Source organism: Microtetraspora glauca, from assembly GCF_040656155.1.
Taxonomy (GTDB): domain Bacteria; phylum Actinomycetota; class Actinomycetes; order Streptosporangiales; family Streptosporangiaceae; genus Microtetraspora; species Microtetraspora glauca.
Map to the genome: position 1 here is coordinate 183,037 of NZ_JBFALK010000007.1, position 14,752 is coordinate 197,788.

Annotated in this window: 15 protein-coding genes; 7 read left to right on the plus strand and 8 right to left on the minus strand. The window is 70.5% G+C overall.

Features of this window, described 5'->3' with window-relative positions:
• Nucleotides 1–207 precede the first annotated feature (207 nt).
• The 4 genes from AB0I59_RS15395 to AB0I59_RS15410 all read right to left on the minus strand — a co-directional run bounded on the left by AB0I59_RS15395 (nt 208) and on the right by AB0I59_RS15410 (nt 4,427).
• Nucleotides 208–792, minus strand: coding sequence for a TetR/AcrR family transcriptional regulator (locus AB0I59_RS15395; RefSeq protein WP_358133165.1), 585 nt, complete (start codon nt 790–792; stop codon nt 208–210).
• 170 nt (nt 793–962) lie between these two features.
• On the minus strand, nt 963–2,375 hold the full coding sequence (locus AB0I59_RS15400; RefSeq protein ID WP_358133168.1) for an MFS transporter: 1,413 nt from the start codon (nt 2,373–2,375) through the stop codon (nt 963–965).
• Nucleotides 2,376–2,662: 287 nt separating this feature from the next.
• A complete protein-coding gene (locus AB0I59_RS15405) occupies nt 2,663–3,646 on the minus strand; it encodes a tyrosine-type recombinase/integrase (RefSeq protein ID WP_358133171.1) in 984 nt (327 codons plus the stop codon).
• A 139-nt stretch (nt 3,647–3,785) separates the two neighbouring features.
• Nucleotides 3,786–4,427, minus strand: a complete 642-nt coding sequence (locus AB0I59_RS15410) for a TetR/AcrR family transcriptional regulator (RefSeq protein WP_358133174.1) — start codon at nt 4,425–4,427, stop codon at nt 3,786–3,788.
• Nucleotides 4,428–4,505: 78 nt separating this feature from the next.
• On the opposite strand from AB0I59_RS15410, the gene AB0I59_RS15415 reads away from it, so the two are divergent.
• From AB0I59_RS15415 to AB0I59_RS15425, 3 genes are read left to right on the plus strand one after another with little or no spacing between them, the layout of a single operon-like run.
• Nucleotides 4,506–5,897, plus strand: a complete 1,392-nt coding sequence (locus tag AB0I59_RS15415; RefSeq protein ID WP_358133176.1) for a DHA2 family efflux MFS transporter permease subunit — start codon at nt 4,506–4,508, stop codon at nt 5,895–5,897.
• Entirely contained in the window at nt 5,894–6,673 is a 780-nt protein-coding gene (locus AB0I59_RS15420) for an SDR family NAD(P)-dependent oxidoreductase (RefSeq protein WP_358133179.1), read from the plus strand. Before AB0I59_RS15415 ends, AB0I59_RS15420 begins: the two co-directional genes overlap by 4 nt.
• Nucleotides 6,674–6,677: 4 nt before the next feature.
• Complete coding sequence (locus AB0I59_RS15425; protein WP_358133181.1) at nt 6,678–7,817, plus strand: GDSL-type esterase/lipase family protein; 1,140 nt, start codon at nt 6,678–6,680, stop codon at nt 7,815–7,817.
• Nucleotides 7,818–8,238: 421 nt separating this feature from the next.
• Here the strand turns inward: AB0I59_RS15425 and AB0I59_RS15430 are convergent, their stop codons facing one another.
• On the minus strand, nt 8,239–9,405 hold the full coding sequence (locus AB0I59_RS15430) for an erythromycin esterase family protein (RefSeq protein WP_358133183.1): 1,167 nt from the start codon (nt 9,403–9,405) through the stop codon (nt 8,239–8,241).
• 90 nt (nt 9,406–9,495) lie between these two features.
• On the opposite strand from AB0I59_RS15430, the gene AB0I59_RS15435 reads away from it, so the two are divergent.
• From AB0I59_RS15435 to AB0I59_RS15445, 3 genes are all read left to right on the plus strand, one after another.
• On the plus strand, nt 9,496–10,179 hold the full coding sequence (locus AB0I59_RS15435; RefSeq protein ID WP_358133186.1) for a TioE family transcriptional regulator: 684 nt from the start codon (nt 9,496–9,498) through the stop codon (nt 10,177–10,179).
• 61 nt (nt 10,180–10,240) lie between these two features.
• Entirely contained in the window at nt 10,241–10,447 is a 207-nt protein-coding gene (locus AB0I59_RS15440; RefSeq protein WP_061258488.1) for a hypothetical protein, read from the plus strand.
• A gap of 188 nt (nt 10,448–10,635) precedes the next feature.
• Complete coding sequence (locus AB0I59_RS15445) at nt 10,636–11,328, plus strand: formylglycine-generating enzyme family protein (protein WP_358133189.1); 693 nt, start codon at nt 10,636–10,638, stop codon at nt 11,326–11,328.
• 156 nt (nt 11,329–11,484) lie between these two features.
• Here the strand turns inward: AB0I59_RS15445 and AB0I59_RS15450 are convergent, their stop codons facing one another.
• The gene (locus AB0I59_RS15450) at nt 11,485–12,639 is read right to left on the minus strand and encodes a sensor histidine kinase (protein ID WP_358133192.1); all 1,155 of its coding nucleotides are present in this window, start codon (nt 12,637–12,639) and stop codon (nt 11,485–11,487) included.
• The gene (locus AB0I59_RS15455) at nt 12,636–13,289 is read right to left on the minus strand and encodes a response regulator transcription factor (protein WP_358133195.1); all 654 of its coding nucleotides are present in this window, start codon (nt 13,287–13,289) and stop codon (nt 12,636–12,638) included. Before AB0I59_RS15455 ends, AB0I59_RS15450 begins: the two co-directional genes overlap by 4 nt.
• Before the next feature lie 194 nt (nt 13,290–13,483).
• On the opposite strand from AB0I59_RS15455, the gene AB0I59_RS15460 reads away from it, so the two are divergent.
• Entirely contained in the window at nt 13,484–13,867 is a 384-nt protein-coding gene (locus tag AB0I59_RS15460; protein WP_358133197.1) for a hypothetical protein, read from the plus strand.
• 94 nt (nt 13,868–13,961) lie between these two features.
• Here the strand turns inward: AB0I59_RS15460 and AB0I59_RS15465 are convergent, their stop codons facing one another.
• On the minus strand, nt 13,962–14,651 hold the full coding sequence (locus AB0I59_RS15465) for a TenA family protein (RefSeq protein WP_358133199.1): 690 nt from the start codon (nt 14,649–14,651) through the stop codon (nt 13,962–13,964).
• Between the last annotated feature and the right edge of the window lie 101 nt (nt 14,652–14,752).

Consider the following 14,752-nt stretch of genomic DNA (forward strand, 5'->3'; position numbering starts at 1 on the left):
GGCTCACCGCGATGGTCGCCACCAGGCCCAAGCGGATGCGGTATTCGGTCCGGCGTGCTGGACGGCCTCATCGCGCGGACCGGCTTCGTCCCGAACCGCCGCCCGTAGCCTCAGCCCTTCACCCTCACTGGTGACGGCCCGGTGAATCTCGGTCCATGAGGGGCTGATGTTCGGCGGGGTGAGAGGACCGCCGGAGACGTGCGTCTACTAACCGGCCATGAAGACGGCGCGAAGGGTCGTGTTCAGCACCCGGGCCGCGTCGTTCTGGTCGAGCCGGCCCGCGTCCACCTCCTGTGCGGCGCTGTGCAGGGTGGCGTAGAAGTGCGCGACCAGCCAGGTCGGCGGCAGATCCGTACGGAAGACCCCGTCGTCCTGGCCGCGGAGGATGAGCCGCTCGACGCGGGCGAGCGCCTCGTCGTGGTAGTGACGGATGCGCTCCGTGGGCAGGACGCGGTCGGCGGCGGCCAGCAGACGACGATTCCTGTCGAGGAGCTCCCAGCTGGACACGATGAGCCGGCTGATCGCCTCAGGCGCGGGGAGCTCGTCGTAGGCGGAGTCGTCGAGGGCGATGTTCGCCAGGGTGACCGCGTGGTCGAGCACGGCTTCGAGGAGGGCTTCTCGTGTGGGGAAGTGCCCGTACAGGGTGACCCGGCCGACGCCGGCGGCCTTGGCGATGTCGGCGGTGCTCGCGTCCGGGTCCTTGACCAGCAGGTCGAGTCCGGCCGCGACGATCGCCGCGATGTTGCGCTCGGCGTCGGCGCGCCGGGCTGGCCGCTGGCGTGGAGGCGTCATGGACCTGGCTCCTGGTCGATCGGGGTCGAGCGTCGATCTGGGGTCGAGCGTCGATCCGGGTTCGGGCGTCGATACGGATTCGGCAGGGCGACGACACGCCCTGCCCGGAACCGTATACGGTCCGCCCCGCGGAGCGAGATCGCAGTACGCGGGGGCGCTGTGCGGCCCTGTCAGTGGACGTGCGGTCCGTCGAGCGCGGGCAGCTTCCCTGAGGGCAACAGGCCGAGGGTGACGACCGCTGAGAACACCGCGGTGACCGCCCAGGCCGTGAACCCGTTCGTGAATCCGGTGACGGCACCGCCGATCAGACTGGGCGCGGCGAGGCTGGAGGCCACCGCGACACCGATCGCCCCGCCGAGCTCGTGGAAGGTGTTGACGACACCGGAGGCGAGCCCCGACTCGTGCTGGGCGACCAGCGAGAGCGCGGTGGTGGTGGCAGACACGAACACCGCTCCGAGTCCGACCGAGGCGACGACCAGGCCCGTCACCAGGACGACGGGGGTGATGGCGAGCACGGCGACCAGCCCGGTGCCGATCGCGGCCAGGGCCAGGCCGGTCGCCGCGGGGACGCGCCCGCCGAGGCGCCCCACCAGCCGGCCGCCCAGGTGCGCGCCCAGGCCGGTGCCGACCGCCACCGGCAGGAACAACAGGCCGGTGACCAGGGCGCTGTACCCCTGATGGCGCTGCAGATAGAACGAGCCGAGGAAGAACAGGCCGATCAGCAGCCCGGTGGCGACCAGCATCAGGAACGCGCCCGCCAGGACCGGCCGCTGGGCGAGAAGCTGGACGCGCATGAGCGGGGTGCGCACCGCTCGCTCGACTACGGCGAAGAGGATGTAGAGGATCGCCGCGGCGGCCGTCGTCGCCACCGTGACCAGGTCACCCCAGCCTTCGTCCCCGGCGTTGACCAGGCCGTAGATCAGGGATCCGGTGGCGGCGGTGACGAGCAGCGCCCCCGGCAGGTCGACGCGCTGCCGCGTGGGCTGTGCCGTACCGACTCGGACGACGAGGGGCAGCGCCACGAGTACGGCCAGGCCGACCGGGACGTTGATGAAGAAGATCCAGCGCCAGCCGGGGCCGGCGGTCAGCGCGCCGCCGAGGAGCACGCCGATGGCCGATCCCGCGCCGCCGATGGCGGCCCACACTCCGAGCGCCCGGTTGCGCTCCGGGCCGTGGAAGGTGGTGGTGACGGTTGCCAGCGCGGCGGGGGACAGCAGGGCCGCGCCGATGCCCTGGCCGATCCGGCCGCCGACCAGCAGGGCGGCGGTGCCCGCGAGGCCGGAGGTCAGCGAGGCGAGGACGAAGATCGCGAGACCGGTGAGCATCAGGCGGCGCGCGCCGAACAGGTCCGCCAGCCGCCCGCCGAGCAGCATGAGGCCGCCGAAGAACAGCGTGTACGCGGTGACGACCCAGGTGAGGGTGGCCCGGTCGAGGCCGAGGTCGGCTCCGATGTCGGGCAGGGCGACGTTCACCACGGTGACGTCGAGGATCAGCATGAGTTGGGCGACGCTGATCAGCGTCAGCGCCCGCCATCGGCGCGGGTCCGGCGGCGCGTGATGGACGGTGGGGGAGCTGTGGATCATGACACCTCATAACTCGAACACTAGTGTACGAGTTAATACCATAGCCCCGCAGGGTATCCAAGTCGCCGGGAGCCGGTAACCATCCCCTCTGATTCGCGGGCGCGGCCCCCTGGCCGATGACGGGGCCGCGCCCGGCGCCGCTCGTGCGCGGTCTTACAGCCGCTTCCCGCCGTATCTCGGAAGCGCCCCGGTGGGAGCGAACGACGCCGTGAGCCTCCTCCGTCGGCTCCACGGGGGGTGCCACCGGAATACGGCAGAAACGGGCCGCCGAGAGGAGTTCGGCCTGGTCAGACTCTGCGGTGGGGATCGCGGCGGGCTTGCCAACGGGTGAGGGCGTCGGGAGATACCCGGGTGTAGCGGGCCAGACTGGCGACCGAGGCGTGACCGGAGTAGGCCAGGAGAGTGCCGGTGTTGGCGCCGTTCTCGGCGGCGTGGGTGAGCGCGGAGTGCCGAAGGTCGTGCAGGGTCCACCCGGGCGCGGCGACGAGGTCTTCCAGGTCGGTGAGATCCGGGTGCGCGAGCGGTTTGGTCAGCTCGTTGAAGATCTCTTCAGCTCGCCGGTAGGACAGCCGGGCCCGACCGGTGACCGGGTCCAGGTCGCCGGCGGCGAGGGCGACACGGGCGCGCCGCTCGGTGAGGAACACCGGCCCCTTGCTGCGGCCGACGAGCAATTTCGGTAGAAGGCGCGCAGTGCGGGTCTGCCACACGATGATGTCGACCGCGCTGCCCTTGCGGGTGACCCTGGCGCGTCGGTTGCGCCGGTCCAGGTGCTCGACGTCCAGGCCGAGTACCTCGCTGGCGCGCGCGGCGGTTTCGTACAACATCGTCCACAGTGTCTTTTCCCGGAGTGGAGCCTCCAGGTCGAACAGCGCCTCGATGTCGGCGATGGCCAGCGCGCGAGTCCGATCAGGGGCACGGCCTCGCCGCCGGAGTCGGCGGGTCGGGTCGGCGCTCAGCCAGCCCTGGTCCATCCAGAAGGTCACCGCGGAACGGAGGGCGTCCAGGTGCCGGTTGAAGGTCGCGGCGGCGCGGCCGCTCCACTGGCGGGCGAACCAGGCGGTGAGTCGCTCGGCGCCCTGTTCGTTGTCGAGCTCGGCGAGCAGGACGTGGGTGCCGGGCGAGGCGAACTCGGCGATCAGGGCGCGCAGGGTGGAGTGGTAGGCGCGCCGGGTGTTGCGCTGCTCGGGACCGGACAAGGTAGCTAGGTAGGCAGCCGCCGCAGCGGGCAGCGGTGGTGATCCGCCGCGCTCCAGACGATGAAGCTCGCCCATGTCCACCTCCTGACGCCACTGTCGCAGATAAGCATGCCGACCTGACCCATGTTCGGCGAGGCGTTCTGCCTGCTCGATTCAGGCAGTATCGCAGATAACAATCAGTTATCCGCGGTAGTCCGTTCGCTGCCCTGCAACTCTAGGACGCGATTGTTTGCCGCTCGGAGGGGGCGTAAGCCTGGAGGAAGGTGTCGACGGCGACCCGAGCCACCTCCTGCAGTTCATCGTCGCCGAGAAGTCGGGTGCCCATGCGGCTGCGAGCCTCCAAGGGGCCGACGAGCAGGGCGAGTAGCTGCTCGGCCGCCTGCTCGGGGTCGGTGGCGCGCAGGCGGCCGGCCAGGACGAGGCGGGCCAGCCGGTCGGCCAGCGCCTGGGTGAGCCGGTGCGGACCGGACTCGGTGACAACGTCGAGGACGTCGGGGAAGCGGATGATCTCCGAGTAGAGGAGCCGTCGCAGCGCGCAGGAGTGCTCGTCGCAGTGCAGGCGCAGCAGCTCGTGTCCGACGCCCTCGAGGGTGGCGCGCAGGTTGTCGCCCGGTTCGACGAGCGGCTCCAGCGCGGCCAGGCGCTGCTGCAAGGCGGCCTGCGCCGCATCCTGAACGGCGTGCCTGAACAGGGTGGCCTTGTCGGTGAGGTGGTTGTAGACCGTCGGCTTGGCCACGCCCGCCTCGTCGGCGATCTCCTGGACGCACGCCTGGGCGTAGCCCTGCCGGGCGAACACGGCGAACGCGCCCCGCAGGATCGCCTGCCGCTTGTCGATCCGTCCGCGCGATGTGCTCATGAACCGACTATACCAACGGGTTCAGTGCGGTGGACTACCAAGTTGCATGCATACGCACTGGATAACTATGTTGAACCCGTGAGTTCAATAGACGATCGTTTGGATCCCCGGCTCCTGGCGATGATCGCCGTGATCCTGCTCGGCGGACTGCTGGGCATTCTCAACAGCACGATGGCGGCCGTGGCCACCGACACCCTGGCCACCGCCTTCGACACCTCGCTCAGCACCGTCGGCTGGGCCTCGACAGGATTCCTGCTCGCCGTCACCGCCACCATCCCGTTCACCACTTGGGCGGTCGACAGGTTCGGCGGCAAACGGCTCTGGCTGGCGGGGCTGGTGGTGTTCACGGCGGGCTCGCTGACAGCAGGGCTGGCGTGGAACGTCGGCAGCCTGATCGCTTTCCGTGCCCTCCAGGGCGTCGGCGCCGGGATCCTGGACCCGCTGGTGCTGATTCTGCTGGCCCGCGCCGCAGGACCGCGACACGCCGGACGGGTGATGGGACTGATGGGAGTGGTGCTGTCGCTGGGGCCCGTCCTCGGGCCGGTCGCGGGGGGCGCCGTAGTGAACGCCCTGAACTGGCGCTGGATGTTCCTGCTCAGCGTGCCCATCGGCATGCTCGCCTACCTGCTCGCGCGGCGCGTGGTGCCCGACGAGGCGCCTGCGGACCACGTGCGGACCCGGCTGGACGCCCTGGGCCTGGCCCTGCTCGCGCCCGGTTTCGCGGCTCTGGTGCTGGCCATGTCGCAATCGGCCGAGCAGGGCGGGCAGGTCGCCCTCCCACTGATCGCCGGCGCGGCGCTGATCGCTGGCTATGCCATGCACGCGCTGCGGACCTGCAGCACGCCCCCTCTGATCGAGCCCAGGCTGTTCGCCAGCCGCGGCTTCGTCGCCAGCGTTACCATCATGGGGCTCGGCGGCCTGGCCAACTTCGCCACACTGTTCGCCCTGCCGCTGTACTACCAGCAGGCACACGGGCACGGCGTGCTTGCCGCCGGGCTGCTGATGGCTCCCGCGGGGCTGGGCGGAGCGATCGCGATGCCGCTGGCCGGACGGCTGTCGGACCGGTTCGGCGCCCGCGGCCTGGCCACGGCGGGCGCGCTCCTGGCCGGGCTCAGCGCGCTCGCCTTCACTCGCATCGGCGCCGACACCGCCGAGGTCTGGCCAGTGCTCACCGCGCTGGCGATCGGGCTCGGCATGGGTTGTTTCAGCGCCCCGACCATGGGGTCGCTCTACCGCAGCCTGCCCGGCCCGCTGGTGGCACAGGGCAGCTCCGTGCTCTACATGCTCAACCAGCTCGGCGCCGCACTGGGCGTCGCCCTGGTCACACTCGTCCTGCAGATCGCCGGCGACCCGATCACCGGCTTCCACGGCATCTTCTGGCTCGCCCTCGCCATGATCGCGATCATTCTCGCCGTCATCCCGCTCCTGCCCACCCGCGAACCCGCTCCGACCGTAAAGGCATCCCTGTGAAGACCCTCGTGATCACCGGTGGCACCGACGGGATGGGCCGCGAGCTCGCCCGCACCTACCTGTGCCGCGGCGACACTGTTGTCATCGTCGGCCGCGACAAGGCCAAAGCCCTCCCCGGCGCCCACTCCATCCCGGCCGACCTGAGCCTGGTCAGCGAGAACCGGCGCGTCATCGACGAGATCAACGCCGTCTACCCGGCCGTCGACGCACTCGTGCTGTGCGCCCGCTACTTCCGCTCCGCCCGGTATGTCACCGCCGAGGGATTCGAGGCCACCTTCGCACTGGAGTACCTGAGCCGCCACCTGCTCAGCCACGGCCTGACTGATCCCGGAGTCATCGTCAACGTGTCCGGACCCGGCGTCCCGATTGGCCGCATCCACTGGGACGATCCGATGCTCGAGCGCGGCTACGACGGGGTCGCGGCCCAGATGCAGGCCGGGCGTGCCAACGACCTGCTCGGTGCCGCCTTCGCCGCCGAACGGGCGGCCAGCCGTACCCGCTATGTCCTGATCAACCCGGGGCCGGTGTCCACCGCGTTCCGCGGCGAGTATGACGCCGCCACCGCCGCCCACGTCGAGTCGCTCAAGAGGTACGGCGCGCCGGTCGCCGAAGGCGTCAAACCCATCGTCGCCCTCCTCGACGACCCGCCCGCCGCCCCGCTCAGTGCCTTCATGCAGGCCAAGCCGATCAGCCTGGACCACCCGTCCTTCTCCCCCGAGGCCGCCGCGCGGCTCGGCGACCTCACCCGCCACCTGCTGAGCTCCCTGGAGGACTGAACACATGACCACCACATGGACGGCGGCCTTCAGATCCGCCCCGGTCAGCGCGCATGAGTCGATGACGCTCATCTACCCCTCACGCGCCTTCCGCGATCAGACGCTCCGTCAGATCGTGCGCGTGCGCGGGGCCAGTGATCGTCTGCGGGTACGGCTCAGCAACCAGTACGGCAAGCAACCCCTCACCATCGCCCGCACCCACGTGGCCGCGCACGACTCCCGATCCTCGATCACCCCTGGCACCGACACCGCGGTCACCTTCGCGGGGACAGCGCAGGTGACGATCGAGCCCGGCGCCGAAGCCGTGAGCGATCCCGTCGACTTCGCCACCGCAGGCGAGACCGACCTGGTGGTCAGCACCTATCACGCCTCAGATGCCGGGCTGGCCACCTACCATCCCTTCGCACTGCAGACCGGGTACGTGGTGGCCGGGGACGCCGTCTTCCGAAGGCACCTGACGGGCGCCGAAGAGGTGGAACCCCGCTTCTACCTGAGCGGCATCGACATCGAGGCTCCCGAGGGACGCCAGGTGGTCGCGGCCTTCGGCGACTCACTCACCGACGGGGTGGGCACCGCCCACGGCGCCCACCACCGCTATCCCGACCTCTTGGCCGGCAAGCTCGACGACACACTCGTGCTCAACCTCGGCATTGCCGGCAACAGGCTGCTCAGTGACGTCTTCGGCGAACGTGGCATCGCCCGCTTCGAGCGCGACGTGCTCGCCACGCCGGGAGTGACACGCGTCGTCGTGCAGCTCGGCATCAATGACATCGGCATGCCGGGCATGCTTGGCCTGCCCGCGGTGTCGGCGGGCGAGCTCATCGCCGGGCTGACCTCGATCACCGACCAAGCCGGGAGAGCGGGACTGACGACGATCGTCGCGACTGTGTCCCCCTTCGGCGGAGCGGACGGCGTCAGTCCTGGATTCGACACCCCCGAGGGGGAACGGACACGCCAGCTCGTCAACGAGTGGATCCGCGCCCACTGCGACACCGTCGCAGACCTGGATCGCCTGCTGTATGACCCGGCCGCGCCGAGCGTCCTGCGGCCCGCCTACGACTCCGGCGATCACATCCATCCCAACGACGCGGGAGCCGAGGCCATAGCCGACACACTCGCCAGACTCATCACCGCCTCCACCTGAACGCGGCGATCGGGTGGTGTCGGCAACTCGCCTACCGGGACCGGATGGCCACCGCCCCAGCAGAGCCCCACTGGTTGAGCAACCGAGCGCGATGTCAACGGGCTGAGCAGGGGCAGACGAACGCCAGACCGGCGCCCCGCATCACGCGCTTCGACCTCGGCGGCGCCAGCAACTCATGGTGCGAACAGGACGGCTGATCAAGCCCGCGGCCCGTTTCTGCCGTATTCCGGTGGCACCCCCACGGCACCGTTCGTCTCCATCGGCTCTGTCGGCGCAGCCGGTTACCGTCAAGCGGGCCGGCGGCCAGCCCGCACACCAACAATCACCTGGCGATCCCGGGCGCCGCCTTCGGTGGGGGGCGGGCATGGATGGTGCGATTGACGCGCGTGCGTGTCAGCCCGGCCTGGCACGCGCGGGCCTGTCAACCCGGCCTGACAACCTGCGTGAGGAAGACGACGCCGTCGATCATGTCGAGCTGGGCCGGGTCCAGCGGGAAATAGGCGAAATCGTGGGAGACGCGCGGGGCGTGTTTCGTGATGGCCTCGGCCAGGCGGCGGGCGTCGATGAGGGAGTGGTCCCACGGGAGCGCGGACAGGATGCCCTCGACGGTGTCCGGGGGCGGGGTGTCGTCGCCGATCCTGCCGAGGGCCGAGGCCAGGAAGGCGTACCGGTCGCCCAGGCGCGTTCCGGTGATCGCCCCCGCGCTCCACCATTCCAGCAGCTGGTCGCCGAACGGCATGCAGCTCTTGTTCCGCTGCAGGTGGAGGTTGGAGGCGAAGACCAGGGCCGGGCCGTGCTCGGCGACGGCACGCAGGTTGGCGGCCATCATCGCGTCCCGCAGGGCCGACAGCCGGGTCCACCGTGCCGGGGACGCGTCGGCCATCCAATGGTGGTAGCGGAGCAAGCCGACGGCGGTGCGCCCGTACAGAGCCGCCCGCTCCCTGTCCTCCGCGCTCAGCCGCGGTGCCTGCGTGTCGAGCAGCGCCACCAGGTCGTCGGCGATCACCCGCAGCCGCTGGGCGTCGGCGGACCGGCCGATCGACTGGGACGGATCCATGGCCGCGGCCTCGTTCTCCCACCGGTCGTCCGGGCCCAGCAGCGTGTCGAGGGTTTCCCCCGTTACTACAGTGCCGGGGAGCGGGCCGTCGAGGAGGGCGTAGAGGGCGGTGAGCGCCTGGCGCGGGCTCGCCGCCCAATACTCCAGAGGGCCGTCGAACCCGAAGAACCGGAGCTTTTCGTCATGCTCCTCGTTGTACGCCCGCATCCAGCGTACGAGCTCGCGGTTGGCCGGTGAGGTGCCGAAGCCGTGGCTGAAGCCGCGTCCCATGACGTCGTCGAGCGTGCCCGCGCCCGTTCTGATGTAGTCGTCCACCACGAGTCCCATGAGACAGTCGCTCTCGATGGCGAACGACCGGTAGCCCTCGTGCTCGACCAGATGCCGGAAGATCTCGTTGCGCAGCTCGCCCAGCTCCCCCACGAAGTGCCTGGCCTCGCCCAGGCCGAGCAGCAGGGGCGTGGCGGGAAGCGACCGGAGGAACGCCGAGACGCCCGCGCCATCGAGCGGCCGGGCCGTGTCCTTGATGTCCATTCCTTGAACGGTATCGTTGAACACTCGGTGTAAACTTTTCCAGGAAATCCGCACTTTCGTTGCGATGAACCTTCAATCGGTGATGCATCCATGAGACCAGTGGACCTGGCGCGCGAGCACGGCATGTCCACCCAGGCGATCAGGAACTACGAGGACGCCGGCATCCTGCCCGCCGCCGAACGCACCGTCCACGGCTATCGCACCTATACGCCGCTGCACGCGCGAGCCCTGCGCGCGTTCCTCGCCCTCGTGCCCGGGCACGGTCACCAGACGGCCACGTCGATCATGCAGGCGGCCAACCGGGGCGCCACCGAGGACGCGCTGCGGCTCATCGACGAGAGCCACGGCCGGCTCCTCGACGACCGCCGCACCCTTCAGGCCGTCGAAGCCGCGCTCCGCGATCTGGCGCCGGTCCCGCAGGAGCGCGGCGACACGTTCATCGGCCCTCTGGCCAGGAGGCTCGGCATCCGCCCTGCCACCCTGCGTAAATGGGAGAACGCCGGGCTGGTCCGGCCGCGCCGCGATCCGCGGACGGGCTACCGGATCTACAGCGCGGCCGACGTACGCGACGCCCGGCTGGCCCACCAGCTCAGGCGGGGCGGCTACCTGCTGGAGCAGATCGCCCCACTGATCGCTCAGGTCCGCGCCGCCGGAGGCGTCGCGCCGCTGGAGTCGGCCCTGCGCGACTGGCAGGCCCGCCTGTCCGCCCGGGGCCGCGCCATGCTCAAGGGCGCCGCCGACCTGGACGCATACCTCAGCACCCGCGAACCCTGAGGCCGGGTCACTCAAGGCCGGGATCGCGACGTTCTCGACGGCCGCCCTGCTCGCCGCTCCGGTGGTCCTCTCGGCCCCCGCCCACGCCGCCACCTCGACCGTCGGTGGGACCAGCCGGGTGCCCGCCGGCGACGACGTGTACCGAGACTGGTACGCGAGCCACTCCAACTGTGTGACAGCGGGCCAGGGCGGCATCGACCGGGGTCACTGGGACCACTACACCTGCTCCGAGGGTGACCGGCTGTGGCACCTGTGGACCAACCGCTGAGCGACGGCTCGACGGTGTACGGAAGGCGCCCGGCGCGGCGGGCGCCTTCCCCGTTGTCCGCGGCGGTCGACGAGCCTCGGAACCGTGATTCTGGATCTACAGCCGATCCGAAAGTCGCCAGGGGACTCGTCGAGTACGGTTCGGCATGGATGGGAAGAAAGTCGTGATCGCGTAGGATTCGACCCACGATGAGCCTTGAACCAGCGCCGCGCCACGCGACCATCGAGCGCATGATCGGGATTCCCGCCGGGGAGATCGTCCTGCGGGACGAGGGCACGCGGACGAGCTGGAAGGTCGAGATCGGAGCCTTCCACCTGGCGCCCCATCCCGTGACCCGCGAGCTGTACGGCGCCATTCGAGGCGAGGTGCCCGCGAGCCCGGCGGGGCTGCGGACTCCGGTGACCGAGGTCTCCTGGATGGAGGCCGTCCGGTTCTGCAACCTGCTCTCGCAGGCGACCGGGCTCACCCCCTGCTACGCGATGGGCGACGACCCCGACGGGCAGGACGTGGTCTGCGACTGGGAGGCCGACGGCTATCGCCTCCCGTCCGAGGCGGAGTGGGAGTACGCGTGCCGGGCCGGGACCTCCGACGTCCGCTACGGAGATCTGGACGAGATCGCCTGGTACCGCGACAACTCCGGCGGCGAGGTGCACGATGTCGCGACCAGGGCGCCGAACGCGTGGGGCCTCCACGACATGATCGGCAACGTGTGGGAGTGGTGCTGGGACGTCTACGATCCCGGCGTCTACGGGCCGTACCGCGTGTTCCGCGGCGGAAGCTGGTCTGATCGCCCCCGAGGATGCCGGGCATCCTGCCGCCGCAAGAGCCACCCGACCTTCCGCATCGACGACCTCGGGTTCCGCCTCGCCCGGTCGCTGTGAGCGAGGGGACGCCGCAGTCGACGTGGCCCGGCGCGAGATGTACGCCTCTCTGTCACCGATCCGGCACGACCACATCGACGTCCGGCATGCCGGGCCGTGGGACGGGACGACGATTCGCGACGAGGCCCGAAATCCGGTCGGCGCGCGGCCGCTCCCTCAGAAGCTGACCGGACGGGCTTGTCCCGTACGCGGGTCCGGGCGCTCGGTGCGCGGGATCTCCGGGCGCTCCAGGACGACGGTCACCTCGAGCCCGCCTTCCGGGAGGGGGCGGGCCTCCAGCACGCCGCGATGGGCGTCGACGATGGCGGTGACGATCGACAGGCCCAACCCCAGGCCGTCGCCGGTCGCCCTCCTGCCGGTTTCCATGCGCTGGAAGGGCTGCAGGAGCGTGTCGACCCGGTCGGGCGGGATCACCGGGCCGCTGTTGGAGATCCTCAAGGTCGGACGGCCGGCCTGTACGGCGGTCGCCACCGTGATCCAGCCGTCGGGCACGTTGTGCCGTACGGCGTTGTCCAGCAGGTTCGCGACCAGGCGTTCGATCAGAGCGGGGTCGCCGGACGCGGGTGCCGGGTGAAGCGGGGACTGGACGCGGACGCCCGGGTCCCCTTGGCGGCCGATGGCCTGGCGGGTGATCACGGCCAGATCGAAGGGCTGCCGGTGATCCAGTCCCTGCTGGCCGCGGGCCAGGGTGAGGAGGGCCTCGATCAGCCGCTCCTGGTGCTTGCCGGCGGCCAGCAGCCGTTCCATCACGACCCGCAGTGACTCGGCGTCGGCTTCCACGTCGGCGAGTGCGACCTCGACCATGGCCTGCTGCAGCGTCAGCGGAGTGCGCAGCTCGTGGGAGGCGTTGGCGACGAACCGCCGCTGCGCGGTGAACGCGGCCTCCAGCCGGTTCAGCAGCTCGTCGAACGTGTCGGCCAGTTCTTTGAGCTCGTCGTCCGGCCCGGACGCGGCCAGCCGCCGGTCGAGCCGGTCGGCCGTGATGCGCCGGACGGTGGCCGTCATCTCGCCCAGCGGCCGCAGCACGCGCCCGGCCATGAGCCATCCCAGCAGCATCGACGCGAACGCCATGACCGCCAGCGCGATCAGGGAGTTGACCAGCAGCCGGCGCAGGTTCTCGGCCTGCTGTTCCTCGACCTGGGGCACCGGGACCGGCAGCCGCATCCCACCAGGCGGCGTGGGAGCGGTCGGCGGCCCGGGGAAGGGCGAGTGCTCGACCAGGACGTAGATGAGCACGACCAGCAGCACTCCGGCCATCAGGAACAGGCCGCTGTAGAGCAGGGTCAGGCGCAGCCGCACCGTCCGTCTCATATTCGGTATCCGGCCTGTGGGACCGTCTCGATCAGCGGCGGGTCGCCGAGCTTGCGGCGCAACCGGCTGATCGTCACCTTGACGGTCTGCGTGAACGGGTCGGCGAACTCGTCCCACGCCCGCTCCAGGAGCTGTTCGGCGGAGACGACGGCACCCCCGGCGGCCAGCAGCAGCTCCAGCACGGCGAACTCCTTGGGGCTCAGCGGCAGCCGCTGCCCGTCGCGGGTCGCGATCCGGGTGGCCGGGTCGAGACGCAGATCGCCGTGGACCAGCACCGGCGGAAGAGCCGGGCGCGACCGCCTGGCCAGGGCCCGGATCCGGGCGACCAACTCGGCGAAGGCGAACGGCTTGGGAAGGTAGTCGTCCGCGCCGACGGCCAAACCGGTCACCCTGTCCTCGATCGTGCCGGCGGCGGTGAGCATCAGCACCCGCGCCGGATGGCCCGAACCGATCAGCGACCTGCACACCTCGTCGCCGTGCAGTCCCGGCAGGTCCCGGTCGAGGACGACGACGTCGTAGTGGTTGGCCGAGGTGCGGTCGAGCGCGGCGTGGCCGTCCAGCACCACGTCGACGGCCATGCCCTCGCGGCGCAGCCCCGCGGCCACGGTCTGGGCGAGTTCCTCGTGGTCTTCGACCATCAGCACCCTCATGATCCCCCCAGGATGCGCCGGTGCCGGTTACAGCGGGGTAACCGTCGCCGTTCCCGCCCCGTAACCGGCCTTCGGCTTCTCTGGCTCCATCGGCAGACGCCGACAGATGACGACAGATGACGACAGATGACGACAGATGCCGACAGACGTCGGCAGACATCGATGGAAACGGAGGAACCCTAATGTACGGCTCGATGATCAGGAGAACGGTTCTCGCCGCCGCGGTCCTGGCCGCGGGCGTGGCGGGGCCGGCCGCCCCGGCCCTGGCGTCCGCAGGGGACGGCGAGGCGTTCACCGCCTGCATGCGTTCGCACGGGCTGCCCGACTTCCCCGAGGTCGCGGTCTCGACCGACGGGCTGATCAACCTCGACATCGAGGGGGAGCGCGTCGACGTCTTCTCCGACACGTATGGGGCGGCGGTGAAGGCGTGCGAGTCGCTGCTTCCCACTCCCGCCCATCTGCCGGAGGCGCCCACCGCCCCCGTCGCCCCGGATGCGCCAGTCGCCCCGATCGCCCCGGAAGCCCCGATCGCTCCGGAAGCGCCCACCGCCCCGATAGCTCCGTCGCTCGCGTCCTGATCAGGGGGATCTCGGCCGTCCCCGTCGTGTTTCCCGTCCGTCCACGAGCGGGAGGTGATCACGAATGGGACGGGCGGGCGCGTTCCGTGAGTCGCTATTCGCGGGGAAGGGCCGACGCTTCGGCGGCCATGTCGAAGAAGCGCCGTTCCAGGTGGGTCGCGCGCTGGAAGACGTCGAGTACCCGTGACTGCTCCGCGTCGGGGAGATGGGGTCCGAGGCGGTCCAGCTCACCGCGGAGGAAGTCCACCCAGGCGCGGAAGCCGGGGCCGTCGTGCAGGCCGATCCACTCGCGGTGGACGAAGTTCTCCGGGAGTGGATCGCGTGCGCGGCTCGCCCAGCCGAGATACGTCCACTCGGCCACACACAGCACCGCGATGATCAGTGCGTACCGCCGGCCGGCGCGCGCCTCGTCCATGAGGGCGCGGAAGTCGACCGTCACGGGTTCCAGCATCTCCGGGACCAGGTCCGCACCCAGCGCCGCCAGGGCGCGGTGGAAGTAGCCGCGCTCGGTGTCGGTCACGGTAAGGCCGAGGAAGCGGCCGATGGGTACCCGTGCCTCGAACGAGTCGGCGCAGGCCACGGCGGCGCCGAGTAGCGCGGTGAAGGCGTCGACGAACTGGAAGTCCTGCACCAGATAGTGGCGCATGTCGGCCTCGCCGCGAATGATGGCGGCGGCGAAGGGGTGCGTCACCACGGCGGTCCAGTCGGGCTCGCTGGACGAGCGCAGCCATTCGCTGAAGACGGGATCGCTCGCTGTCGTACGCCACTGGGCGAAGGGAATCACAGGGCTCCTCTGACTCGTGCTCGCTCCTCCATGGTCTCAAGGGACGGAACTCGCCCGCCCGTTCCCCCTGCCCCTCTCTCGCCGACGATTCATCGCCAAAG